The following is a 24,821-nucleotide window of genomic DNA, read 5'->3' as shown; positions in this document are numbered from 1 at the left end:
GACCCGAGGTCCGTTTCCCCATGAAAGCCCACGAGATCCGCGCGCTGAGCTTCGCCAGCGCCGACGACGCCGAGGAACTGGCCCGCGCCGAGCTCTACGGCCTGCTGGCCCGGCTGTGGTTCGCGCCGCCGGATGCGGCGCTGCTGCAGCAGTTCCGCGTCGCCGTCACCGAGGCGCCCGAGGCCGGCGGCTTCCTGGAAGCGCCGTGGCAGGCGCTGGTGGCCGCGATGCGCGCGACCACGCCGCAGGCCGCCGCCGCCGAGTTCGACGCGCTGTTCGGCGGCGTCGGCAAGCCGGAGGTGTTCGTCTACGGCTCCTTCTACCTGGCGGGCTTCCTCAACGAGAAGCCGCTGGCGGCGCTGCGCGGCGACCTGGCCGCACTCGGCCTGGCCCGCGACGAGACGCGCGGCGAGACCGAGGACCACATCGCCGGCGTCTTCGAGGTGATGCGCTTCCTGATCGTCGGCGACGACATCGCGGTGTGCAACCTCGAGCAGCAGCGCCGCTTCTTCCGCGCCCATGTGCAGACCTGGGTCGAGCGCCTGTGCGACGCGGTCGAGGCCCATCCGCAGGCGCTGCTGTGGCGCCATGTCGGCGCGATGACGCGCGCCTTCGTGCAGGTCGAGGCCCAGGGCTTCGACCTGCTGGAACTGTGAAGGGAGCCGGCACGATGATCGATCCGCAGGACATCACCGGCCTGATCCTGGCCGGCGGGCGCGGCAGCCGCATGGGCGGCGTCGACAAGGGGCTGCAGAACTACCAGGGCCTGCCGCTGGCGCTGCACGCGCTGATGCGGCTGCAGCCGCAGGTCGGCAGCGTGATGGTCAATGCCAACCGCAACCTGGGCGCCTACGAATCCTTCGGCGTGCCGGTCTGGCCGGATGCCGACAGCGACTTTCCCGGCCCGCTGGCCGGCTTCCTGGCCGGGCTGGAGCGCTGCGAGACGCCGTATCTGGTGACGGTGCCGTGCGACTCGCCGCGCTTTCCGCTCGACCTGGTGGCGCGGCTGGCTGAGGCGATGCATGCGCAGCAGGCCGATCTGGCGATGGCGGTGACCCGCGAGGCCGACGGGCGCGAGCAGCCGCATCCGGTCTTCTGCCTGATGCGCGCCTCGCTGATGGACAGCCTGGTGGCCTTCATGGCCGGCGGGCAGCGCCGCATCGACCGCTGGACCGGCCAGCACCGCTGCGCGAACGTGCGGTTCGAGGACGACCGCGCCTTCTTCAACGCCAACACGCCCGAGGATCTCAGGGCGTGAACTGCCCCGGAAACACCCACAGCAGCGCCGCCGTCATCACCAGATAGCGGCCGAACTTGCCGATCGCCATGTAGACGACGCAGGGCCAGAAGGGCAGGCGCAGCCAGCCGGCGACCGCGCACAGCGGATCGCCCACGCCCGGCAGCCAGCTCAGCAGGCAGGCCTTCGGGCCGAAGCGGCGCAGCATCTGCAGCGCGCGGTGCTCGGTGGCCGGCCGGTTCGCGACCTGCTCCCAGGCCTTCTCGGCGCCGAAGCCCATCCACCAGGAAATCGCCCCGCCGAGCGTGTTGCCGACGGTGGCCACGCCCACCGCAGGCCAGAACAGCGTCGGGTCGAGCTTGACCAGCCCGAAGACCGCCGGCTCCGAGCCCAGCGGCAGCAGCGTGGCCGAGATCAGCGAGACGATGAAGACGGTGCTCAGCCCGAACTTCGGCAGGGCCAGTGCGGCCAGCAGGGACTCGATCCAGATTTCCATGGCCCGGATTCTGCGCGAGCCCGGCCGCCCCGGCACGGCCGGGCCGGGCTGCCGCCCCGCTATACTCTGCCTCCTTTTTCAGCAGTTCCCGGCCTCGCACGCCTTCGTGCCTCACGTCCGGCCCCGATTCCTTCCTTGTCTTCCCCGATGCGCATCGGTCCCCACGAGTTGCCCAATCGCCTGTTCGTCGCGCCGATGGCCGGCGTGACCGACCGGCCTTTCCGCCAGCTGTGCAAGCGGCTGGGCGCAGGCCATGCCGTCAGCGAGATGGTGACTTCGCGCGCCGATCTGCGCGACAGCCTGAAGACCTCGCGCCGGCTGAACCACGACGGCGAGTCCGCGCCGATCGCGGTGCAGATCGCCGGCACCGACGCCGAGATGATGGCCGAGGCCGCGCGCTACAACATCGATCGCGGCGCGCAGATCATCGACATCAACATGGGCTGCCCGGCCAAGAAGGTCTGCAACAAGTGGGCCGGCTCGGCGCTGATGCAGGACGAGGCGCTGGCGCTGGACATCGTCGCGGCGGTGGTCGAGGCCAGCGCGCCGCACGGCGTGCCGGTGACCTTGAAGATGCGCACCGGCTGGTGCCAGCAGGCCCGCAATGCGGTGACGATCGCGCGCGGTGCCGAGGCGCGTGGCGTCGCGATGGTCACGGTGCACGGCCGCACCCGCGAGCAGGGCTACAGCGGCCGGGCCGAGTACGAGACGATCGCCGCGGTCAAGGCGGCGCTGTCGATTCCGGTGTGCGCCAACGGCGACATCGACCGCCCGGAAAAGGCCCGCGACGTGCTGGCGGCCACCGGCGCCGACGCGATCATGATCGGCCGTGCCGCGCAGGGGCGGCCTTGGATCTTCCAGGAGATCGCGCATTTCCTGGCCACCGGCGAGCACGCTGCGCCGCCGGCCACGCTGCAGGTGCGCGAGTGGCTGCTCGAGCACCTCGAGGACCACTACGGCCTCTACGGCGAGCTGGCCGGCGTGCGCACCGCACGCAAGCACATCGGCTGGGCGGTGCATGCCCTGCCGGGCGGCGAGGACTTCCGCCGCCGCATGAACCGGATCGAGACCACCGCCGAGCAGTCCCGCGCGGTGCATGACTTCCTGGGCGAACTCGCCGGCGCGCATCCGCTCTGGCCCGAGGCCGCCCCGCTTCCCGCAGAACCCGTCGACGCCCTGGCGGCATGACATCCATGAACGACATGAGCATCAGCGCCCTGACCTCCCTGCCGGCCGACCTGGTGGACGAGACCGCCGACGCCCCGCCCTCCGGCAGCCCGATCGACCAGTCGATCCGCAGCACCCTCGGCACCTATTTCGACGACCTCGACGGCACCACGCCGCACGGCCTGTACGACATGGTCATCAAGGCGGTCGAGCGTCCGCTGCTCGATGTGGTGATGGCACGCGCCGATGGCAACCAGAGCCGCGCCGCCGAATGGCTCGGCATCAACCGCAACACGCTGCGCCGCAAGCTGGTCGAGCACCGGCTGATCGACTGATCCGCCCGGCCGCCCTTGCCCCTTCCCGATTCCCCACCGATCGTCATCCCACCATGACCACCGCCCTCCTTTCCGTCTCCGACAAGACCGGCATCGTCGAATTCGCCCAGGCGCTGCACGCGCGCGGCATCCGCCTGCTCTCCACCGGCGGCACCGCCAAGCTGCTGGCCCAGAACGACCTGCCGGTCACCGAAGTGAGCGAGATCACCGGCTTCCCCGAGATGCTCGACGGCCGCGTCAAGACGCTGCACCCGCGCGTGCACGGCGGCCTGCTGGCCCGCCGCGACGTTCCCGAGCACATGGCCGCGCTGAAAGAGCACGGCATCGACACGATCGACCTGCTGATCATCAACCTCTACCCCTTCGCGCAGGCCACGGCCAAGGCCGACTGCACGCTGGAAGACGCGATCGAGAACATCGACATCGGCGGCCCGGCGATGCTGCGCGCCGCCGCCAAGAACTGGCAGGACGTGGCGGTGGTCATCGACCCGAGCGACTACGCCCAGGTGCTGGCCGAGCTGGACGGCGCCGGCCTGACCCGCAAGACCAAGTTCGGCTTCGCGAAGAAGGTGTTCTCGCACACCGCCGCCTATGACGGCATGATCAGCAACTACCTGACCTCGCTGGAAGCTGGCGCGGAAGAGAAGACCGCCGACGTGCCCGCGCGCGAGGAATACCCGAGCGTCTTCAACCTGCAGCTGCACAAGGTGCAGGGCATGCGCTACGGCGAGAACCCGCACCAGTCGGCGGCGTTCTACAAGGAGGCGAAGGTCGCTGACGGCCTGCTGGCCGGCTGGACGCAGATCCAGGGCAAGGAGCTGAGCTTCAACAACATCGCCGACGCCGACGCCGCCTGGGAATGTGTCAAGGCCTTCGACGTGCCGGCCTGCGTGATCGTCAAGCACGCCAACCCCTGCGGCGTGGCCGTGGGCGCGACGCTGCTGGAAGCCTACGAGAAGGCGCTGAAGACCGACCCGACCTCGGCCTTCGGCGGCATCATCGCCTTCAACCGCCCGCTCGACGCCGACGTGGTCGACAAGATCAACGCCAACAAGCACTTCGTCGAAGTGGCGATCGCGCCGGTCATCACCCCGGCCGCCCGCGCCGCCTACGCCAGCAAGGTCAATGTGCGCCTGCTGGAAGTGCCGGTGAGCCAGGCCGTGAACGCGCTCGACTTCAAGCGCGTCGGCGGCGGCATGCTGCTGCAGTCGGCCGACAACGTCGACATCGTCGGCGAGATCAAGGTGGTGACGAAGCTGGCGCCGACCGAGCAGCAGATGCAGGACCTGCTGTTCGCGTGGAAGGTCGGCCGCTTCGTCAAGAGCAACGCGATCGTCTTCTGCAAGGACGGCATGACCTACGGCGTCGGCGCCGGCCAGATGAGCCGCCTGGATTCCGCCCGCATCGCCTCGATCAAGGCCAAGGCCGCGGGCCTGAGCCTGGACGGCACGGCCGTGGCCAGCGACGCCTTCTTCCCGTTCCGTGACGGTCTGGACGTGGTCGTCGACGCCGGTGCCACCTGCGTGATCCATCCGGGCGGCTCGATGCGCGACCAGGAAGTCATCGACGCCGCGAACGAGCGCGGCATCGCGATGGTCTTCACCGGTACGCGCCACTTCCGCCACTGAGCCCGGCGAGCCCGTCCATGAGCGCCCCGATCACGATCCGCCCGGCCGGACTGGCCGATCTCGACGCGGTCGCCGCGCTCTTCGACGCCTATCGCCAGTTCTACGCGCAGGCGCCCGACCGGGCGCGCGCCGCCGCGTTCATCCAAGCACGCATGCAGGCGGGCGAATCGGTCATCCTGCTGGCCGAGCGCGTGCCGCCGGCCGGCCCGGCCGAGCCGGTCGGCTTCTGCCAGCTCTACCCGACGTTCTGCTCGGTCGAGGCCGCACCGATCTTCGTGCTCTACGACCTGTTCGTCGCCCCCGAGGCGCGCCGCAGCGGATTGGGCGCGGCGCTGCTGCGCGCGGCCGAGGCCCGCTCGCGCCAGGACGGCCGCAAGCGCATGGACCTGACCACCGCGCACGACAACCACACCGCCCAGCGCCTGTACGAGTCGCTCGGCTGGGTACACGACACCGTCTTCCGCACCTACACCCGCCGCGTCGCGGGCTGAGTCCGGACACGGCCGCCGCCATGCGCATCCTCGGCATCGACCCCGGCCTGCAGATCACCGGCTTCGGCCTGATCGACGTCGACGGGCCGCAGCTGAGCTATGTCGCCAGCGGCACCATCCGCACCGCCGAGGCGCCGCGCGGCGACCTGCCCGCGCGCATCCGGCTGATCTTCGACGGCGTGCGCGAGGTCGTCTCGACCTACCAGCCCGACGCGGCAGCGCTCGAGATCGTCTTCGTCAACGTCAACCCGCAGAGCACGCTGCTGCTCGGGCAGGCGCGCGGCGCGGCGCTGGCCGCGCTGGTGGCGGGCAGCCCGCCGCTGCCGGTGGGCGAATACACCGCGGTGCAGATGAAGCAGGCCGTCACCGGCCACGGCGGCGCCGCCAAGGCGCAGATCCAGGCGATGGTGCAGCACCTGCTCAAGCTGCCCGGCCAGCCCGGCAAGGACGCCGCCGACGCGCTCGGTATCGCCATCACGCACGCCCACGCCAGCCGCAGCTTCGCCGCCCTGGCCCAGGCCACGCCGCTGGCACGCCGGCAGCACGCGCTGTATCGGGGCGGGCGGAGCTACTGAGGCGCGGGCGCGCGGCCGCGCCCGCCACCCCGTATTTCCCCTCCCCGTTGCAAACAACCGACACCACGGCCCGCGGAACGCCCTTAACGTGCCGCCGCCATGAACCCGCCCACCCTGCACGACATCTCGCCGCTGGTCAGCGCGGCGGCGCCGATCTTTCCCGGTGACGAGCCCTACGCGCTGCGCTGGACCGCGCGGCTGGGCCCCGGCTGCCCGGTCAACCTGAGCGCGGTGACGATGTCGCCGCATGTGGGCGCGCATGCGGATGCGCCGCTGCACTACGCCGACGGCGCCGCCTCGATCGATGCGGTGGACCTGCACGCCTACCTCGGCCCGTGCCGGGTGATCCATGTGATCGGCTGCGGACCGCTGGTGCGCGTCGAGCATCTGCGCCATGCCGCGCAGGACCTGCCGCCGCGCGTGCTGCTGCGCACCTGCGAGCGCGCCGACACCGCATGGAACCCGGACTTCAGCGCCTGCGCGCCCGAGACCCTGGCCTGGCTGGCCGATCAGGGCGTGCGGCTGGTCGGCATCGACACGCCCAGCGTCGATCCCGGCGACAGCAAGACGCTCGACGCGCACCAGGTGCTGCGCCAGCGCGAGCTGCGGGTGCTGGAGAACCTGGTGCTCGATGCGGTGCCGGCCGGCGACTACGAACTGATCGCGCTGCCGCTGAAGCTGGCCGGCGCCTGCGCCTCGCCGGTGCGCGCGGTGCTGCGAACCCTCTGAACCCGACTCCGTGGAGATCCGATCCATGACCGCTCTCGCCCCCCAGGACCTGGACCGCGCCGCCTGCGCTGCCCGGGATGCCGCCGACCCGCTGGCCGCGCTGCGCGAGCAGTTCGACCTGCCGCCGGGCGTGAACTACCTCGACGGCAATTCGCTGGGCGTGCTGCCGCGTGCCACCGCCGCACGCGTGCACGACGTGGTGACCCGGGAATGGGGCCAGGGCCTGATCCGCAGCTGGAACAGCGCCGGCTGGATCGAGCTGCCGCGCCGCGTCGGCGACAAGATCGGCCGGCTGGTCGGCGCGGCGCCGGGCGAGCTGGTGGTGGCCGACTCCACCTCGGTCAATCTCTTCAAGGTGCTGAGCGCGGCCGCCCGCATCGCGCAGGCCGACGATGCGGCACGCCGGGTGATCGTCTCGGAGCGCAGCAACTTCCCGACCGACCTCTACATCGCCGAGTCGGTGGCCACGCAGCACGGCATGACGCTGGAGCTGCTCGACATCGACGCGATCCCGGCCCGGCTGGCGCCAGGGGCCGGCGCCGATGTGGCGGTGCTGATGCTCACGCAGGTGAACTACCGCAGCGGTCGCATGGCCGACATGGCGGCCGTCACCGCGCTGGCCCATGGCGCCGGCGCGCTGATGCTGTGGGACCTGGCGCACTCGGCCGGCGCGGTGCCGGTGGACCTGAACGGTGCCGACGCCGACTTCGCGGTGGGCTGCGGCTACAAGTACCTGAACGGCGGCCCCGGCGCGCCGGCCTTCTGCTGGGCGCATCCGCGCCATGCCGAGCGCTTCTGGCAGCCGCTGTCGGGCTGGATGGGCCATGCCGCGCCCTTCGTCTTCGAGCCGGGCTACCGGCCGGCGCCGGGCATCGGGCGCTATCTGTGCGGAACGCCGCAGGTCATCGGCATGTCGGCGCTGGACTGCGGCGTCGACACCGTGCTGGCGGCCGAGCCGCTGGGCGGCATGGCGGCGCTGCGCGCCAAGTCGGTGGCGCTGTCCGAGCTGTTCATCGCCCTGGTGGGCCGGCATCTGGCCGACAGCGGCCTGACGATCCACACGCCGCTGGAGGCGGCGCAGCGCGGCAGCCAGGTCTCGCTGGGCGTGCCGGCCGACGGCTCGGTCGACGGCTATGCGGTGATGCAGGCGCTGATCGCGCGCGGCGTGATCGGCGACTACCGCGCCGGCGACGGCAGCGCCGCCGAGCCGCATCTGCTGCGCTTCGGCTTCACGCCGCTCTACACCCGCTTCCAGGATGTCTTCGACGCGGTCGAGGCGCTGGCCGAGGTGCTGGCCCGCGGCGAGTGGCGCGAGGAGCGCTTCACCCGCAAGTCCGCGGTGACCTGACATCCTGCCCCCCGGAACGGAGACCAGACCATGACCTGCCCCCACGCCGCCCCGCGCGGCGAGCACATCGTGCGCGACGAGGGCGCGCAGCTCGACTTCTCGGGCGACATGAGCTACGGCGACTATCTGCAGCTCGACCGGATCCTGAACGCGCAGAAGCCGCTCTCGCCCGACCACAACGAGCTGCTCTTCATCGTGCAGCACCAGACGTCCGAGCTGTGGATGAAGCTGATGCTGCACGAGCTGGGCGCCGCGGTGGACGCGGTCGCCCGGGACCAGCTGCAGCCGGCCTTCAAGATGCTGGCGCGGGTCTCGAAGATCATGGAGCAGCTGGTGCACGCCTGGGACGTGCTGGCCACGATGACGCCGCCCGAGTATTCGGCGATCCGGCCCTATCTGGGCCATTCGAGCGGCTTCCAGAGCTGGCAGTACCGCTGCATCGAGTTCAGCCTGGGCAACAAGAACGCGGCGATGCTGCAGCCGCATGCGCACCGGCCGGACCTGCTGGCCACGGTGGAGGCGGCCTGGCGGGCGCCCGGCCTGTACGACGAGGCGCTGCGCCTGCTGGCGCGGCGCGGCATCGCGGTGCCGGCCAGCCATCTGGAGCGCGACTGGACGCAGCCCTACACGCCCGACGCCGCGGTCGAGCAGGCCTGGCTCGCCGTCTACCGCGATCCCCAGCGCCACTGGGATCTCTACCAGCTCGGCGAGGAGCTGACCGACCTGGAGGACGCCTTCCGGCTCTGGCGCTTCCGCCACCTGACCACGGTGGAGCGGGTCATCGGCTTCAAGCGCGGCACCGGCGGCACCGGCGGCGTCAGCTACCTGCGCCGGATGCTGGACACGGAGCTGTTCCCGGAGCTGTGGGCGCTGCGCACGCAGCTGTGAGACGGGGGATCGGCCAGCGCTTGTCGAAGTCGTCCGGCGCCACCGCCGGCCCGAACAGCCAGCCCTGATACTCGTGCACGCCGTGGCCGCGCAGCCAGTCGAGCTGCCCGGCCAGCTCGACGCCCTCGGCCACCATCGTCACCCCGAGCATGCGGCACATGGTGACGATCATCTCGGTGATCGCCGGGCGCTCGGAGAGCGCGCGGATGAAGGAGCGGTCGATCTTCAGCGTGTCGACCGGATAGCGGTGCAGGTAGGCCAGGTTGGAGTAGCCGGTCCCGAAGTCGTCGATGGCGATGCGCAGGCCCATGCGGCCGAGCGCCTCCAGCGCCGCCACCGTGCGGTCGTCATGGCCCAGCAGCACCGACTCGGTGATCTCCAGCTCGATGTGGCGCGGATCGCAGCCGGTGCGCGTCAGGATCGCGTCGATCTCGTCGATCAGGCCGGCGTGGAAGAACTGGCGCGGCGACAGGTTGACCGACACGGTCAGCTCGCGCCCGGCCGCCGCCCAGGCGACCTGCTGCGCGCAGGCCTTCTCCAGCACCAGCGCGCCCAGCTCGCAGATCAGGCCGCAGTCCTCGCAGACCGAGATGAAGACATCCGGCGGGACCATGCCGCGCTCGGGGTGGTGCCAGCGCACCAGGGCCTCGGCACCGACGATGCGGCCGCTGGCCACATCGACCCGCGGCTGGTAATGGACGCTGATCTGCCCCTGCGCCAGCGCCCGGCGCAGCTCCACCTCCAGCTCCAGGCGCGACTGCGCCGAGGCGGTCATCTCGGGACGGAAGCGCATCGCGCTGCCCCGCCCGGCCGCCTTGGCGCCATACATCGCCAGATCGGCGTGGCGCATCAGCGTGTCGATGTCCTCGCCGTCCTGCGGGAAGACGCTGATGCCGATCGAAGGCGTGACCCGCAGTTCGGTCTGCGGCAGCACAACCGGCTGGGAGATCAGCGTCACCAGCCCGGCGGCACGCCGCTCTGCCCGCGCGGCGGCCTCGCGGTGCGGCAGCAGCAGCAGGAACTCGTCGCCCCCCAGCCGTGCCACCCGCTCGCCCGGCTCGAGCGCATCGTTCAGGCGCCGTGCCAGCTGCACCAGCAGCTCGTCGCCGACCGCATGGCCGAGCGAATCGTTGACCCGCTTGAAATGGTCCAGGTCGATGAAGACCAGCGCCGCCTCGTCGCCGCGCAGCTGGCAGGCGCGCAGCGTCTGCGAGAAGTCCTTGATGACCTGGTTGCGGTTGGGCAGGCCGGTGAGCTGGTCATGGTCGGCGAGGTACTGCGCCTGGGCCTGGGCCTGCTTCAGGCCGCTGATGTCGATCTCGGTGATCAGCAGCGCGCGCCGTCCGGTCACCGGATCGCTGCACAGCCGCGCCGACAGATCGTGCCAGCGCTCGCCCGCCGCGGTGCGCACCCGCGCGATGATCTTGCCTTCGCCGCGGACCTGCAGCGCGGTGACCAGATCACGCAGGTCCTCGCGGTCGACCAGCCGGGACGACAGCCGCTCCGCGCCCTCGGCCACGCTGGAGCGCGAGGCCGGATTGCGGTAGAGCGCACGACCGGCACGGCTGTACAGCGTGGTCATCACCTCGGTGTGCAGCAGCGCGTCGACGCTGCGCAGCGAGTCCGGCGGCGCAGCCGTCTCGGCACGCCGGGCGTCGCACAGCATCGCCATGCGGCCGTCGTCGAGCCGCCAGCCGCTGAAGTCGACCCACAGCGTGACCGGCACGCCGGCCGGATACAGCGTCCACTGCTCGCCGAAGCGCTCGCCGGCCTGGAAGTCGGCCTGGTACTGGCGCAGCCGCCGCGCCACCGCCACCGACATGGTCCGGCCCATGTCGCGGGCGCGCAGGTCCTCGAGGCTGCCTGCCTGCCACATCCGCACCGCCTCGGCATTGGCCCAGTGCACCCGGCCGCGGTCGATGTCGAAGATCCACACCGGATGATCGAGCCGGTCGAGCAGCGCTGCCGCGTCGACCAGCGCGGGCTCGAGGGTCAGGGCCTGCATCGGCGCACTCCCCGCTCAGGCCAGCGGCTGCAGAACGACCGGATGGCCGTGCCCCGCAGGCGTGCCAGCGCCGGCGGTGATGCTGAGCGTGTGCGAGGCGGCTTGAACGCCACCGGATGCGCCAGTGCTCATGTGTCGTACCTCCCTGCCCCGATCGGGGCTCGACGGGCTGAGCAGCCCGGAAACGGCAGGAGGCTCCCCCGGAGCATCCCGCCGGGGAGATCGGAGCAAATCTGCGGAAATTGAGCGATGCCCGCTTGGGCCTGGTGCGGACCCGGCCCGAACGCGAGATCTAAAGCACCAGCGCGAGCCGCTCCAGCAGCAGCACCGCGAAGAATCCGAGGGCGGCGATGACCGTCCAGCGCACCACCAGCAGGCCCAGGCGTCGCCAGCGCGCCTCGCCGGTGGCCAGGTAGACCGCGAAGCTCAGCAGTCCGGCCACCATCAGCAGGAAGACCAGGGTGCGGAAGACCAGCACAGGATCACCAGGCCGGAGCCAGATCGGCCAGGCCCCGCGGCGCCAGGCGCTCGTCCTGGAAGGTCACGATCTCCCAGGCCGACTCGTCGGCCAGGAGCGCGCACAACAGCCGGTTGTTGAGCGCATGACCGCTCTTGTAGGCGGTGTAGTCGGCCAGCAGCGGCCGGCCGCAGACATGCAGGTCGCCGATCGCGTCGAGGATCTTGTGCTTGACGAACTCGTCGTCGTAGCGGAGCCCCTCGGCATTGAGCACGCGGTAGTCGTCGACGACGATCGCGTTGTCCATGCTGCCGCCCAGGCTGAGGCCGCGCGAGCGCATCATCTCGACATCCTTCGTGAAGCCGAAGGTGCGCGCGCGCGCGATGTCCTGCTTGTAGCGGCCCGAGGCGAAGTCGAAGACGACACGCTGCCCGGTGGCGTCGACCGCCGGATGGCCGAACTCGATCTCGAAGCCGAGCCGATAGCCGTGATAGGGCGCGAGCCGGGCCCACTTCAGCGTGCGGCCCTCGCCTTCGCGGATCTCCACCGGCTTGCGCACCCGGATGAAGCGCTTGGGCGCCTGCTGCAGCGCGATGCCGGCGCTCTGCAGCAGGAAGACGAAGCTGGCCGAGGAGCCGTCGAGGATCGGCACCTCGTCCGCGGTGATGTCGATGTGCAGGTTGTCGATGCCGAGACCGGCGACCGCCGACAGCAGATGCTCGATGGTCTGCACCTTCGGCGCGCCGGGATCGCCGCCGGGCGAGATCGTCGTCGCCATGCGGGTGTCGCAGACCGACTGCGGCGTGACCGGAATGTCGACCGGCGTGGGCAGGTCGATGCGATGAAAGACCAGGCCGGTGTCCGGCGCGGCCGGGCGCAGCACGAGCTCGACCTTCTGGCCGCTGTGCAGGCCGACACCGACGGCGCGGGTCAGCGACTTGAGGGTGCGTTGGAGCAGCATGACCGCATTCTAGGCAGCATGACGTCGCGCGAACGTTGCGCAAACGACAAGGCCCGGTGTCCGCGAGGACACCGGGCAAACAGGAAGCAGCAAGGACAGGGAACGGGAGAAAGCCGGGAGGAGCGCGGGAGTCAGTCCGCCTGCTTGCGCAGGAAGGCCGGGATCTCGATCTCGTCCATGCCCTTCGAGGCCATCGCGTCGACCCGGGCGGCCGCCTGGGTGCGGTTGGGACGCCACACGCTCGGCGAGGACGAGCCGACCGAGGCGCCGCCGCCGCGCTGCTGGTCGACCAGCGGATGCGTCAGGACCGGGATGTTGTCGGTGCCGGTGCGTTGCCCTACTGCGGGCGGCACCACCTGGACCACACGCTGCTGCGGCGCCACCGGCTGGACCTTGGTGCCCGAAGACAGGCCGGTCGCGATGACGGTCACCCGCAGCGCGTCGCCCAGGCTCTCGTCGTAGGCGGTACCGTAGATCACATGGGCCTCTTCCGCAGCGTAGCGACGGATCGTCTGCATCGCGTTGCGGCTCTCGGACAGCTTGAAGTTCTGCTTGCTCGCGGCGATCAGCACCAGCACGCCGCGCGCGCCGGACAGGTCGACGCCCTCGAGCAGCGGGCAGGCCACCGCCGCCTCGGCCGCCTTCTTGGCGCGATCCGGGCCGCTGGAGGTGGCGGTGCCCATCATCGCCTTGCCCGGCTCGCTCATGACGGTCTTGACGTCCTCGAAGTCGACGTTGACCAGGCCGGGAATGTGGATGATGTCGCTGATGCCGCCGACGGCATTGCGCAGCACGTCGTTGGCTTCGGCAAAGGCCTCTTCCTGGGTGATGTCGTCACCGAGGACCTCGAGCAGCTTCTCGTTGAGCACGACGATCAGCGAGTCGACATTGGCCTCGAGCTCGTTGAGCCCGGTGTCGGCCTGCTTCATGCGGCGCGGGCCCTCGAACTCGAAGGGCTTGGTGACCACGCCGACGGTCAGGATGCCCATGTCCTTGGCCAGGCGCGCGATGACCGGAGCCGCACCGGTACCGGTGCCACCGCCCATGCCGGCGGTGATGAAGACCATGTGGGCACCTTCCAGTGCCGCCTTGATGCGGTCGACCGCTTCTTCGGCCGAGGCCTTGCCGGCCTCCGGACGCGAGCCCGCGCCCAGGCCGGTATGGCCGAGCTGCAGCAGCGTGTGCGCCTTGGAACGGTTCAGTGCCTGTGCGTCGGTGTTGGCGCAGATGAACTCCACGCCCTGCACGCCGCGGTTGATCATGTGGTCGACCGCATTGCCGCCGCCGCCACCCACGCCGATCACCTTGATCTGCGTGCCCTGATTGAACTCTTCGATCATCTCGATACCCATGCCGCTCTCCTTGTGTCTGCGTCTGAATTACATCAGAAACTTTTCAGGAACCAATCCCTGGCCCGGACGAACAGTCCCTGGGCCACTCCCGGGGATGCTGCACCGCTCGGCGCCGATCGCATGCCGCGCACTCTTGCCAGGCGCGCCTCCTCCAGCAGACCCATCGCGGTCGCCGAGCGGGGGCTCGCCACCATGTCGTAGAGGGCCCCGCCATAGGTCGGAACCCCCTTGCGCACCGGCTTGAGGAAGATGTCCTCGGCCAGTTCGACCATACCCGGCATCACAGCCGATCCCCCGGTCAGGACAATGCCCGATGAGAGAAGTTCCTCATGGCCACTTTCCCGGATCACCTGCTGGACAAGCGCAAATATCTCTTCCACTCGGGGTTCGATCACGCCCGCCAGGGCCTGACGGCTCAAGATCTTCGGAACCCGGTCACCGAGTCCGGGCACCTCGAGCTGCTCGGCCGGATCGGCCAGCAGCTGCTTGGCCACCCCGTACTCGATCTTGATCTCCTCGGCATCCTTCGTCGGCGTGCGCAGCGCCATCGCGATGTCGCTGGTGATCAGATCCCCCGCAATCGGAATCACTGCAGTATGACGGATCGCGCCATCCGTGAAAATCGCCACATCGGTGGTGCCGGCACCGATGTCGACCAGCGCCACGCCGAGCGCCTTTTCATCTGGCGTCAGCACCGACAGGCTGGAGGCGCTCGGGTTGAGCACCAGCTGCTCGACCTCCAGCCCGCAGCGCCGCACGCACTTGACGATGTTCTCGGCCGCGCTGTGCGAGCCGGTCACGATATGCACCCTGACCTCGAGCCGCGCGCCGCTCATGCCGACCGGCTCGCGCACCTCCTGGCCGTCGATGACGAATTCCTGCGGCTCGACCAGCAGCAGGCGCTGGTCGTTGGGAATGTTGATCGCCTTGGCGGTCTCCACCACCCGCGACACATCGAAGGGCGTGACCTCCTGGTCGCGCACGATGACCATGCCGGTGGAGTTGCGCCCGCGCACATGGCTGCCGGAAATGCCGACATGGACCCGGCCGATCTTGCAGTCGGCCATCATCTCGGCCTCTTTCAGCGCCTGCTGGATCGAGTGCATCGTCGCGTCGATGTTGACGACGCTGCCGCGCTTGAGTCCGAGCGAGGGCGCCACGCCCAGCCCGGCCAGACGCAGCTCGCCGTCCGGCAGCAGCTCGGCCACCACCGCCATCACCTTGGCGGTCCCGATGTCGAGCGCGACGACGAGTTCGTTGTATTCCTTGGACATGGCTGCGTCTTTCTCGCGAGCGTGCTCAGTGCTTCCTGGCCGGCACCGGATGGGCGGTGGTGCCCATGCCGGCCAGCTTCAGCGCATAGCCCTCGACATGCCGCAGATCGGCATACTCGATGGCGCGGTTCTCGAAGCGGCGCGACACCTGGCCGACGCTGGCCACGAAGCGCCGGGTGCGATCGACGATCTCGTCGGCATCACCCCGCCCCAGCTCGATGACCGCGCCCCGGTCGAGATGGGCACGCCACGATCCGCGGTCCGACAGCTCCAGCCGGTCCACCCGGCTGCGCATCGAGGCGAAGACCGGCACCAGCCGCTTCCACATCGCCAGGACCTGGGCGGAGGTGTCGCGCGGCCCGCGCAGCGTCGGCAGCGCCTCGTCCTCGACATCGCCGAGGTTGACCTCGAAGACCTCGCCGAAGCTGTTGACCAGCAAGGGCTCGCGCGCCTCGCGCTCCCAGTAGGCGACCGGCTGGTGCTCCTCCAGGCGCACGATCAGGTCATGCGGCCAGACGCGGCGCACCTCGGCGCGCCGCACCCACGGGATCGACTCGAAGGCGGTTCGCGCCTCGACCAGATCCAGCGTCAGGTAGTTGCCTTCCAGCCGGGGCAGCGCATGGCGCCGGATCGAGTCGGTGGTGCTGTGTTCGACCTCGCCCTCGACATGGACCTGCCGGAGCGCGAACCAGGGCGAATGCACCAGCCAGTGTCCGCCGACCAGCAGCAGGCCCAGCACCAGCAGCCAGACCAGCACCGACGAGCCCGAGCGCATCAGCTGCACGTCGAGCGGCAGCGTGACCGGATCGGACGGGGCGGAGCTGTCGCGCGTCGTCATGCCAGCGCCTGCGTTCGCCTTCACTCGCGGGGCGCGGCCGGGACCGCATCCAGGCGCGCGGCCGCCAGCAGCCGCAGGCACAGGTCCTCGTAGCTGACGCCGGCCGCGCGGGCCGACATCGGCACCAGCGAGTGGCCGGTCATGCCCGGCGAGGTGTTCATCTCGAGCAGGAAGGCCTGGCGGTCGCTGGCGCGGATCATCAGGTCGGCACGGCCCCAGCCGCGGCAGCCCAGCGCACGGTAGGCGGCCACGACGATGCGCTGGATCTCGCGCTCCTCATGCTCGGGCAGGCCGCTCGGGCAGAGGTAGCGCACCTCGTCGGTGAAGTACTTGTTCTGGTAGTCGTAGCCGGCCTCGGGCGGCACGATGCGGATGACCGGCAGCGCATGCGCAGTCTCGCCCTCGCCCAGCACCGGGCAGGTGATCTCGTCGCCGGCGATGAAGGCCTCGGCCAGCACGTCCGGGTCGTGGCGCAGCGACTCCTCGACCGCCGCGGCGACCTGCGCCGCCTCAAGCACCTTGGTCACGCCGATCGACGAGCCCTCGCGCGGCGGCTTGACGATCAGCGGCAGGCCCAGGCGCGCCGGCAGCGCGGCGACGGCCTCGGGCGACTGCTCCTCGGGCGCCAGGCGCACATGCGCCGGCGTCGGCAGCCCTTCGGCGATCCAGACGCGCTTGGTCATCACCTTGTCCATCGCGATCGCCGAGGCCATCACGCCGGAGCCGGTGTAGGCGATGCCCATCATCTCGAGTGCGCCCTGCACGCAGCCGTCCTCGCCGTGGCGGCCGTGCAGCGCGATGAAGGCCCGGTCGAAGCCCTGCTCGCGCAGCTCGTGCAGATCGCGCTCGGCCGGGTCGAAGGCATGCGCGTCGACGCCGCGCGAGCGCAGCGCCGCCAGCACGCCCGAGCCGCTCATCAGCGAGATCTCGCGCTCGGCGGAGGTGCCGCCCATCAGCACCGCCACCTTGCCCAGCGCACGGGGGTCGACGCTCACGACCGGTTCCTGGGGACTCTGGGCACTCATCACGCATGCTCCTTCAGCAGATCGTTCAGCAGCTCGATCACCTTGGCGGGCACGCCGCCGATGGAGCCCGCGCCCATCGCGATGACGACGTCGCCCGCGCGCGCCTGCTCCAGGATCACCTGCGGCAGCTCGGCGATGTCGTCGACGAAGACCGGGTCGACCCGGCCGGCCACCCGCAGCGCGCGGGTCATGGCACGGCCGTCGGCGGCGACGATCGGCGCCTCGCCGGCGGCGTAGACCTCGGTCAGCAGCACCGCGTCGGCGCTGCCCAGCACCTTGACGAAGTCCTCGAAGCAGTCGCGGGTGCGGGTGTAGCGGTGCGGCTGGAAGGCCAGCACCAGGCGCTGGCCGGGAAAGGCGCCGCGCGCGGCGGCGATCACCGCCGCCATCTCGACCGGGTGGTGGCCGTAGTCGTCGATCAGCGTGAACTGGCCGCCGTCGCGCGCCGGGTGGTCGCCCCAGCGCTGGAAGCGCCGGCCCACGCCGCCGAACTTCGCCAGCGCGGCGACGATCGGCGCGTCCGGCAGCTCCAGCTCGGTGGCGATGGCGATGGCCGCCAGCGCGTTGCGCACGTTGTGTTCGCCGGGCAGGTTCAGCGTAATCTGCAGGTCCGGCAGCGTCACGCCGTTGCGGCGCTGGCAGGTGAAGCGCATCTGGCCGCCGGGCAGTGCCTGCACGTCGACCGCGCGCACCTGCACGTCCTCGCCCAGGCCGTAGCTGATGACCGGGCGCGAGATCATCGGCAGGATCGAGCGCACGCCGGGATCGTCGGTGCACAGCACCGCCGAGCCGTAGAACGGCATCTTGTGCAGGAAGTCGACGAAGGCCGCCTTCAGCCGCGCGAAGTCGTGGCCGTAGGTGTCCATGTGGTCGGCGTCGATGTTGGTGACGACCGACAGCACCGGCAGCAGGTTCAGGAAGGAGGCGTCGGACTCGTCGGCCTCGACGACGATGTACTCGCCCGAGCCCAGCGCCGAGTTGGCGCCGGCCGAGTTGAGCTTGCCGCCGATGACGAAGGTGGGGTCGACGCCGGCCTCGGCCAGCACGGTGGTCACCAGCGAGGTGGTGGTCGTCTTGCCGTGCGTGCCGGCGATCGCGATGCCCTTCTTCAGGCGCATCAGCTCGGCCAGCATCACCGCGCGCGGCACGATCGGGATGCGGCGCGAACGCGCGGCGATCACCTCGGGGTTGTCGCCCTTCACCGCGGTGGAGGTGACCAGCGCCTCGGCGCCCTCGATGTGCGCGGCGTCATGGCCGATGTGGATGCGGATGCCCAGCTCGGCCAGCCGGCGGGTCACCGCGCCATCGGCCTGGTCGGAGCCGGAGACGGCGTAGCCGAGGTTGTGCAGGATCTCGGCGATGCCGCTCATGCCGGCGCCGCCGACACCGACGAAGTGGATGTGCTTGACGGCGTGCTTCATGCTTGCTTGAGGGTCGTCATCAGGGGATTCGTGAGGTGCTCGATCTCGTCGGCGACACGCTGGGCCGCACGCGGCTGCGCCAGCGTGCGTGCGCGCTGCGCCATCTGCAGCAGCCGGGTGCGGTCGAGCCGGCGCAGCAGCTCGGCCAGCGATTCGGGCGAGAGCTCGGCCTGCGGCAGATGAATGGCCGCCTTCTGCCGGTCCATCCAGATCGCATTGTCGCGCTGGTGTGCGGTGGTGCTGACGATCAGCGGCACCAGCACGCTGGGCACGCCGGCGGCGCACAGCTCGCTGACCGTCACCGCGCCGGCGCGGCAGACGATCAGGTCGCACTCGGCCAGGCGGCGCGGCATGTCCTCGATGAAGGGCAGCACCTCCAGCCCGGCCGCCGACGGGTCGAGCCCGGCCTGCGCATAGGCCGCGCGCACCGTCTCGAGATGGGCCACGCCGGTCTGGTGGGTGACGACCGGGCGTTCGGCCGGCAGCAGCCGTGCCAGCGCGCGCGGCAGCGTCTCGTTGAGCACCTGCGCGCCCAGGCTGCCGCCGACCACCAGCACCCGCAACGGGCCGGTGCGGCCGGCAAAGCGCTGCTCGGGCGGTGCGATCGCCTCGATCTCGGCACGCACCGGATTGCCGGTGACGATGCCCTGGGCCACGCCGCGCGCGGCCTCGCCGTCGAAGCCGAAGGCCACCCGGTCGGCGAAGCGCAGCAGCGAGCGGTTCGACAGCAGCAGGCCCGCATCCGCATTGACCAGCATCAGCGGCCGCCCCAGCAGCCGGGCGATCAGGCCGCCGGGAAAGCAGACATAGCCGCCCATGCCCAGCACCGCCGTCGTCGAGCGCCGGCGCAGGATGCCCAGGCACTGCGCCAGCGCGCGCGCGAGCTGCAGCCCGCCGCGCAGCAGCCCGAGCGCGCCCTTGCCGCGCAGGCCGGCGAAGCCGATGGTGTCCATCGGGATGCCGGTCGGCGGCACCAGGCGGTTCTCCATGCCCTTCGGCGTGCCCAGCCAGCTGACGGTCCAGCCGCGGCGCATCATCTCGCGCGCCACCGCCAGGCCCGGCATGATGTGGCCGCCGGTGCCGGCAGCCATGATGACCAGATGACGCTGTGCCGACGCGCTCATGGGCGCCCTCCTCTCAGGATCTGGCGGTTTTCCATGTCGATGCGCAGCACCACCGCCAGGGCCACGCAGGTCAGGATGATCGCCGATCCGCCGTAGCTCATCAGCGGCAGCGTCAGGCCCTTGGTGGGCAGCACGCCCAGATTGACGCCCATGTTGATGAAGGTCTGCCCGCCCATCCACAGGCCGATGCCCTGGGCGGTCAGGCCCGAGAACACCCGGTCGAGCGCCACCGCCTGGCGGCCGATCACGAAGATGCGCCGCACCATCCAGAAGAAGGCGACGATGACGATGCCCACGCCGACCAGACCGAGCTCCTCGCCGATGATGGCCAGCAGGAAGTCGGTGTGCGCCTCGGGCAGGTAGTGCAGCTTCTCGAGCGACTGGCCCAGGCCCTGGCCGAAGTACTCGCCGCGGCCGAAGGCGATCAGCGAATGCGTCAGCTGATAGGCCTTGCCGTCGGCATTGTCCTTGGCCCAGGGATCGAGGAAGGCGAAGATGCGCCCGCGCTTCTCGGGCGAGACGGTGATCACCAGCACCAGGGCCGAGATCAGCACGCCGATCATGATCGCGAACACCCGGCCGTTGACGCCGCCCAGGAACAGGATGCCCATCGAGATGATCGCGATCACCATGAAGGCACCCATGTCGGGCTCGGCCAGCAGCAGCAGGCCCACCACGCCCAGCGCGATGGCCATCGGCAGCACCGCGCGGGTGAAGCTCTCCTTCACGTCCATCTTGCGCATCATGTAGCTGGCGGCGTACATGGCCATCGCCAGTTTGGCCAGCTCGCTGGGCTGGAAGTTCATGACGCCCAGCGGAATCCAGCGCCGCGAGCGGTTGACCACCTTGCCCACGCCCGGAATCAGCACCAGGATCAGCAGCAGCAGCGCCAGCACGAACAGCCACGGCGCCATCTTCTCCCAGGTCCGCATCGGGATGGCCAGCGTCACGCAGGCGGCGATCACCGCCAGCCCCACCGACAGCACATGGCGCGACATGAAATGGGTCGGGACATAGTTGCTGTACTTCGGGCTGTCGGGCAGCTGGATCGAGGCCGAATAGACCATCACCAGCCCGAGCGAGATCAGCCCGGCGATCACCCAGGCCAGCGTCTCGTCGAAGCCGACCCAGCGCGGCGGCGTGCCCGAGGACAGGCTGTTCCAGCTGCGCACCGGCACCTCGCCGGCCGCGACCTGACCGCGCAGGCGCTGCCACAGGCCGCCGAACCCTCCCGGCGCGGCGCTCACGGCCCGAACTCCCCGCGCTCCTGCGCGATCGCCTCGACCTCGGCGACGAAGACCTCGGCGCGGTGGGCGTAGTTGCGGAACATGTCGAGGCTGGCGCAGGCCGGGCTCAGCAGCACCGCATCGCCCGAGCGCGCCTGCGCGAAGCTCCAGCGCACCGCCGCCTCCAGCGTGTCGAAGCGCTCGACCGGCAGCGCCACATCGGCGATCGCCGTGGCGATCGCACCGGCGTCGCGGCCGATCAGCGCGACCGAGCGTGCGTGTGCAGCCACCGGCGCGGCCAGCGGCCCGAAGTCCTGGCCCTTGCCGTCGCCGCCCAGGATCAGCGCCAGCCGTCCGGGCAGCCGGTCGGCACCCAGGCCGGTCAGCGCAGCGACGGTGGCGCCGACATTGGTGCCCTTGCTGTCGTCGTAGGCATCGATGCCGTCGATCGTGCGGATGAACTCGACCCGGTGCGGCTCGCCACGGTACTCGCGCAGGCCGTGCAGCATCGGCGCCAGCGGCACGCCGGCGGCGCTGGCCAGCGCGAGCGCGGCCAGCGCGTTGGCGGCGTTGTGACGGCCGCGGATGCGCAGCGCGTCGGCCGGCATCAGGCGCTGCAGCAGCACCGGCACCGCGCCGGCGCCGGCACCGCCACGGCGACCGCGCGGCAGTTCGTCCTCGGCCGCCTGCGCGCGCACCAGCCAGGCCATGCCGTTCTCGACCACCAGGCCCCAGTCGCCCGGGCGGCGCGGCGCGTCCAGCCCGAAGCGCACCACCTCGGGCACGGCTTCTTCCGGCGCGGACGGCGCACGGCCGCGAGCGGGACGGACCGCGGCGGCCTCGGCCGGCGCCATCGCCTCGACCATCGCGTCGTCGCGGTTCAGCACCCGCACGCCACGGCGGCCGAAGATGCGCGCCTTCGCCTCGGCATAGGCGGCCATCGAGCCGTGCCAGTCGAGGTGGTCCTGGGTGATGTTGAGCACGGTGGCGGCGGTGGGCTCGAAGTCGGTCACGCCGTCGAGCTGGAAGCTCGAGAGCTCGAGCACCCAGACCTCGGGCAGGCCGGCGGCCGCCTCGTCGGGCGCGGCGGCGTGGCGGTCCAGCGCCTCGCCCAGCGTGCCCAGCAGCGTCGGGCCGATGTTGCCGGCCAGGCCGACGCGCAGGCCGGCACGCTCGCACAGCTGCGCGGTCAGCGAGGTGGTGGTCGTCTTGCCGTTGGTCCCGGTGATCGCCAGCACCCTGGGCGCGTAGCCCTGTGCGCGCTGCAGGTCGCGCAGCGCCCAGGCGAACAGCGTGAGTTCGCCGCAGACCGGCAGGCCGCGCCGGGCGGCCTCGTCGAGCAGCGGGCGCAGCACCGGGTCGTTCGGCGCCAGACCGGGACTCTTGAAGACCGCCTTCACGCCGTCGAGCAGCGCCGGATCGGGCGCGCCGCAGCGCAGCTCGGCGCCGGGCACCTCGCGCTCGAGCGCGCCGGCCTGCGGCGGCGCGGCGCGGGTGTCGGCCACGACGATGCGTGCGGCGCCGCAGCGCCGCGCCCAGCGCGCCATCGCCAGGCCCGAATCGCCCAGGCCCAGGATCAGCAGGGCGGTGTCCTTGAGTGCTTCCATGTCAGCGCAGCTTCATCGTCGACAGACCGACCAGGCACAGCAGCATCGTGATGATCCAGAAGCGGATCACCACCTGCGTCTCGACCCAGCCCTTCTTCTCGAAGTGGTGGTGCAGCGGCGCCATCAGCAGGATGCGCCGGCCCTGGCCGTACTTCTTCTTGGTGTACTTGAACCAGCCGACCTGGACCATGACCGACAGCGCCTCGACGACGAAGATGCCGCCCATGACCGCCAGCACGATCTCCTGGCGCACGATCACCGCGATGGTGCCCAGCGCACCGCCCAGCGCCAGCGCGCCGACATCGCCCATGAAGACCTGCGCCGGATGCGCGTTGAACCACAGGAAGGCCAGGCCCGCGCCGGCCATCGCGGCGCAGAAGATCGCCAGCTCGCCCGCGCCGGGAATGTGCGGCAGGAACAGGTACTTCGAATAGACCGCATTGCCGGTCGCATAGGCGAACAGGCCCAGCGACGCGCCCACCAGCACCACCGGCATGATCGCCAGGCCGTCCAGCCCGTCGGTCAGGTTGACCGCGTTGCTGAAGCCCACGATGACCAGGTAGGTCATGATGATGAAGCCGAACACGCCCAGCGGATAGCTGACCGACTTGAAGAAGGGCACGATCAGGTCGGCCTTCGGCGGCAGGCTGTTCGAGAAGCCCGACATCACCCAGTCGAAGAACAGCTCGAGCACGCGCAGGTTGGAGGTCTCCGAGACGCTGAAGGCCAGGTAGAGCGCCGCCAGGATGCCGATCAGCGACTGCCACAGGTACTTCTCGCCCGAGGGCATGCCCTCGGGATTCTTCTGGACGACCTTGCGCCAGTCGTCGACCCAGCCGATCGCGCCGTAGCCGAAGGTCACCACCATCACGATCCAGACGAAGCGGTTGCTCCAGTCGAACCACAGCAGCGTCGAGATCGCGATCGACAGCAGCACCAGCACGCCACCCATCGTCGGCGTGCCGCGCTTGACCAGATGCGCCTGCACGCCGTATTCGCGCACCGGCTGGCCGATCTTCAGCTCGGTCAGGCGCCGGATGACCCACGGGCCGAAGGCCAGACCGAGCAGCAGCGCCGTCATCGCGGCCATCACCGCGCGGAAGGTGATGTACTGGAACACGCGCAGGAAGCCCAGCGTGTCCGGATACAGGCCTTGCAACCACTGTGCGAGGCTAATGAGCATGTCGTTCTCCTGGCGCGGCCGATCCGAGGTCGCCCTCTTCGCGGATCGCCGCGACCACCTGTTCCATCTTCATGAAGCGCGAGCCCTTGACGAGCACCGAGCGCACCTCGCCCAGCGCGGCCCGACCCGCGCCCGAGCGCATCGCCGCGACCAGCGCCGCGGCGTCGGCCTCGTGGCGCACCGCGGTGCCGGCGCCGGCCGACGTCGCGGCCTGCGCGGCGTGGGCCGCGAGTATGCCTGCGCTCCAGAACAGCTCGATGCCGCTGGCCGCGGCATGGGCGCCGACCTCGGCATGGAAGGCCGGGCCGTCGTCGCCGACCTCGCCCATGTCGCCCAGCACCAGCCAGCGCGGGCCGGGCAGCGCCGCCAGCACGTCGATGGCCGCGCGCACCGAGTCGGGATTGGCGTTGTAGCTGTCGTCGATCAGCGTGATCGTGCGGCCGCGCCAGGCGCGCTGCTCGACCGCCGAGCGGCCGCGCACCGGCCGGAAGGCCGCCAGACCGTCGCGCACCGCCGCCAGCGGCACGCCGGCGGCCAGCGCGCAGCCGGCCGCAGCCAGCGCGTTGAGCAGGTTGTGGCGCCCGGCCACCTGCAGCGCCAGCGTCGCATCGCCCGCGGGCGTGTGCAGCGTGGCCGTCCAGTGGTCGCCCGCCCAGACGGCTTGGGCGCGCAGGTCGGCCGCCGGATCGTCCAGCGCGAAGGTGCGCACCGGGCGCGCGCCGGCCAGTCCGCGCCACAGCGCGGCATAGGCGTCGCCCTCGGGAAAGACCGCGGTGCCGCCGGCCGGCAGCGCGGCGATCGCCGCGCCGTTCTCCCGCGCGACCGCCTCGACCGTCTTCATGAATTCCTGGTGCTCGCGCTGGGCGTTGTTGACCAGCGCCACCGTGGGCTGCGCGATGCGGGCCAGCTCGGCGATCTCGCCGGGATGGTTCATGCCCAGCTCGATCACCGCCAGCCGGTGGTGGCGGCGCAGCCCCAGCACCGTCAGCGGCACGCCGATGTGGTTGTTGAGGTTGCCGGCGGTGGCATGCGCCGCGTCGCCGGCGGCCGCGCGCAGGATCGACGCGATCATCTGCGTGACCGTCGTCTTGCCGTTGCTGCCGGTGACACCGATCACCGGCAGGTCCAGCGTGGCGCGCCAGCCCTCGGCCAGCGCCTGCAGCGCCGCCAGCGCGTCAGGCACTTCCAGTCCGGGCAGGCCGGCCTCGGCCAGGCCCCGCTCGGCCAGCGCCGCACAGGCACCCGCCTCGCGGGCCTGCGCCAGGAAGTCGTTGGCGTCGAAGCGCTCGCCGCGCAGCGCGACGAACAGGTCGCCCGCGCGCAGCGTGCGGGTGTCGGTGTGGACCCGGGCGAAGGCCCGGCCCGGATCGCCGATCAGGCGCACGGACGGCAGGCGCGCAGCCAGCAGCGCGTGCGCCTCGCCCAGGGTCATGAAGTCGTCGGAAGTCATCGTG

Annotated in this window: 24 protein-coding genes; 10 read left to right on the top strand and 14 right to left on the bottom strand. The window is 70.9% G+C overall.

From position 1 onward, the window contains the following. Positions 1–20 precede the first annotated feature (20 nt). Entirely contained in the window at positions 21–656 is a 636-nt protein-coding gene (locus NFT33_RS13515) for a TorD/DmsD family molecular chaperone (RefSeq protein ID WP_251676075.1), read from the top strand. A gap of 14 nt (positions 657–670) precedes the next feature. Continuing rightward, a complete protein-coding gene (gene mobA / locus NFT33_RS13510) occupies positions 671–1,258 on the top strand; it encodes a molybdenum cofactor guanylyltransferase MobA (RefSeq protein ID WP_251676073.1) in 588 nt (195 codons plus the stop codon). Here mobA and NFT33_RS13505 read toward each other — a convergent pair. After that, positions 1,248–1,733, bottom strand: a complete 486-nt coding sequence (locus tag NFT33_RS13505) for a YqaA family protein (RefSeq protein ID WP_220785914.1) — start codon at positions 1,731–1,733, stop codon at positions 1,248–1,250. The genes mobA and NFT33_RS13505 overlap by 11 nt on opposite strands. 147 nt (positions 1,734–1,880) lie before the next feature. On the opposite strand from NFT33_RS13505, the gene dusB reads away from it, so the two are divergent. From dusB to kynA, 8 genes are all read left to right on the top strand, one after another. Next, positions 1,881–2,921: a tRNA dihydrouridine synthase DusB gene (gene dusB / locus NFT33_RS13500; protein ID WP_149504541.1), complete on the top strand. Its 1,041-nt coding sequence runs from the start codon at positions 1,881–1,883 to the stop codon at positions 2,919–2,921. A 92-nt stretch (positions 2,922–3,013) separates the two neighbouring features. Then, positions 3,014–3,235 carry a helix-turn-helix domain-containing protein gene (locus NFT33_RS13495; RefSeq protein ID WP_037480358.1) on the top strand — a complete coding sequence of 74 codons (222 nt, stop codon included), beginning with the start codon at positions 3,014–3,016 and terminating at the stop codon, positions 3,233–3,235. A gap of 53 nt (positions 3,236–3,288) precedes the next feature. Next, a complete protein-coding gene (purH, locus tag NFT33_RS13490) occupies positions 3,289–4,863 on the top strand; it encodes a bifunctional phosphoribosylaminoimidazolecarboxamide formyltransferase/IMP cyclohydrolase (RefSeq protein WP_251676071.1) in 1,575 nt (524 codons plus the stop codon). 17 nt (positions 4,864–4,880) lie between these two features. Beyond that, positions 4,881–5,354 carry a GNAT family N-acetyltransferase gene (locus NFT33_RS13485; RefSeq protein WP_251676069.1) on the top strand — a complete coding sequence of 158 codons (474 nt, stop codon included), beginning with the start codon at positions 4,881–4,883 and terminating at the stop codon, positions 5,352–5,354. A gap of 20 nt (positions 5,355–5,374) precedes the next feature. Continuing rightward, the gene (gene ruvC / locus NFT33_RS13480; protein ID WP_149504544.1) at positions 5,375–5,929 is read left to right on the top strand and encodes a crossover junction endodeoxyribonuclease RuvC; all 555 of its coding nucleotides are present in this window, start codon (positions 5,375–5,377) and stop codon (positions 5,927–5,929) included. Positions 5,930–6,028: 99 nt separating this feature from the next. Further along, positions 6,029–6,658 carry an arylformamidase gene (gene kynB / locus NFT33_RS13475; protein ID WP_149504550.1) on the top strand — a complete coding sequence of 210 codons (630 nt, stop codon included), beginning with the start codon at positions 6,029–6,031 and terminating at the stop codon, positions 6,656–6,658. 25 nt (positions 6,659–6,683) lie between these two features. Continuing rightward, positions 6,684–8,006 (top strand): kynureninase, encoded by a 1,323-nt coding sequence (gene kynU, locus NFT33_RS13470; protein WP_251676067.1) that lies wholly within the window; start codon positions 6,684–6,686, stop codon positions 8,004–8,006. Positions 8,007–8,036: 30 nt separating this feature from the next. Then, complete coding sequence (gene kynA, locus NFT33_RS13465; RefSeq protein WP_251676065.1) at positions 8,037–8,894, top strand: tryptophan 2,3-dioxygenase; 858 nt, start codon at positions 8,037–8,039, stop codon at positions 8,892–8,894. Here kynA and NFT33_RS13460 read toward each other — a convergent pair. From NFT33_RS13460 to NFT33_RS13400, 13 genes are all read right to left on the bottom strand, one after another. Continuing rightward, entirely contained in the window at positions 8,824–10,899 is a 2,076-nt protein-coding gene (locus NFT33_RS13460) for a putative bifunctional diguanylate cyclase/phosphodiesterase (protein WP_251676063.1), read from the bottom strand. The genes kynA and NFT33_RS13460 overlap by 71 nt on opposite strands. 292 nt (positions 10,900–11,191) lie before the next feature. After that, the gene (locus NFT33_RS13455; protein ID WP_149504555.1) at positions 11,192–11,377 is read right to left on the bottom strand and encodes a hypothetical protein; all 186 of its coding nucleotides are present in this window, start codon (positions 11,375–11,377) and stop codon (positions 11,192–11,194) included. A 4-nt stretch (positions 11,378–11,381) separates the two neighbouring features. Further along, positions 11,382–12,317 carry a UDP-3-O-acyl-N-acetylglucosamine deacetylase gene (lpxC, locus tag NFT33_RS13450; RefSeq protein WP_251676061.1) on the bottom strand — a complete coding sequence of 312 codons (936 nt, stop codon included), beginning with the start codon at positions 12,315–12,317 and terminating at the stop codon, positions 11,382–11,384. A gap of 131 nt (positions 12,318–12,448) precedes the next feature. Further along, positions 12,449–13,669: a cell division protein FtsZ gene (gene ftsZ / locus NFT33_RS13445; RefSeq protein WP_251676059.1), complete on the bottom strand. Its 1,221-nt coding sequence runs from the start codon at positions 13,667–13,669 to the stop codon at positions 12,449–12,451. 32 nt (positions 13,670–13,701) lie between these two features. Beyond that, complete coding sequence (ftsA, locus tag NFT33_RS13440) at positions 13,702–14,943, bottom strand: cell division protein FtsA (RefSeq protein WP_149504558.1); 1,242 nt, start codon at positions 14,941–14,943, stop codon at positions 13,702–13,704. Positions 14,944–14,968: 25 nt separating this feature from the next. Next, complete coding sequence (locus NFT33_RS13435; RefSeq protein WP_251676057.1) at positions 14,969–15,781, bottom strand: cell division protein FtsQ/DivIB; 813 nt, start codon at positions 15,779–15,781, stop codon at positions 14,969–14,971. Positions 15,782–15,801: 20 nt separating this feature from the next. Further along, positions 15,802–16,806: a D-alanine--D-alanine ligase gene (locus NFT33_RS13430; RefSeq protein WP_251676055.1), complete on the bottom strand. Its 1,005-nt coding sequence runs from the start codon at positions 16,804–16,806 to the stop codon at positions 15,802–15,804. Continuing rightward, positions 16,806–18,227: a UDP-N-acetylmuramate--L-alanine ligase gene (gene murC / locus NFT33_RS13425; RefSeq protein WP_251676053.1), complete on the bottom strand. Its 1,422-nt coding sequence runs from the start codon at positions 18,225–18,227 to the stop codon at positions 16,806–16,808. The genes NFT33_RS13430 and murC overlap by 1 nt, the downstream gene beginning before the upstream one ends. Then, the gene (murG, locus tag NFT33_RS13420; protein WP_251676051.1) at positions 18,224–19,351 is read right to left on the bottom strand and encodes an undecaprenyldiphospho-muramoylpentapeptide beta-N-acetylglucosaminyltransferase; all 1,128 of its coding nucleotides are present in this window, start codon (positions 19,349–19,351) and stop codon (positions 18,224–18,226) included. The genes murC and murG overlap by 4 nt, the downstream gene beginning before the upstream one ends. After that, positions 19,348–20,598, bottom strand: coding sequence for a putative lipid II flippase FtsW (gene ftsW, locus NFT33_RS13415; RefSeq protein ID WP_376744160.1), 1,251 nt, complete (start codon positions 20,596–20,598; stop codon positions 19,348–19,350). The genes murG and ftsW overlap by 4 nt, the downstream gene beginning before the upstream one ends. Next, entirely contained in the window at positions 20,595–22,184 is a 1,590-nt protein-coding gene (gene murD, locus NFT33_RS13410; RefSeq protein WP_251676049.1) for a UDP-N-acetylmuramoyl-L-alanine--D-glutamate ligase, read from the bottom strand. The genes ftsW and murD overlap by 4 nt, the downstream gene beginning before the upstream one ends. Before the next feature lies 1 nt (position 22,185). Further along, entirely contained in the window at positions 22,186–23,367 is a 1,182-nt protein-coding gene (gene mraY, locus NFT33_RS13405) for a phospho-N-acetylmuramoyl-pentapeptide-transferase (protein ID WP_251676047.1), read from the bottom strand. Then, complete coding sequence (locus tag NFT33_RS13400; RefSeq protein WP_251676045.1) at positions 23,357–24,817, bottom strand: UDP-N-acetylmuramoyl-tripeptide--D-alanyl-D-alanine ligase; 1,461 nt, start codon at positions 24,815–24,817, stop codon at positions 23,357–23,359. The genes mraY and NFT33_RS13400 overlap by 11 nt, the downstream gene beginning before the upstream one ends. Positions 24,818–24,821: the final 4 nt, after the last annotated feature.

Origin of the sequence: Sphaerotilus sp. FB-3 (assembly GCF_023706025.1) — a bacterium.
Classification (GTDB): Bacteria; Pseudomonadota; Gammaproteobacteria; order Burkholderiales; family Burkholderiaceae_C; genus Sphaerotilus; species Sphaerotilus sulfidivorans.
Note: the sequence above shows the minus strand (reverse complement) of the source record. Positions and strands in the feature narration are given on the sequence as shown.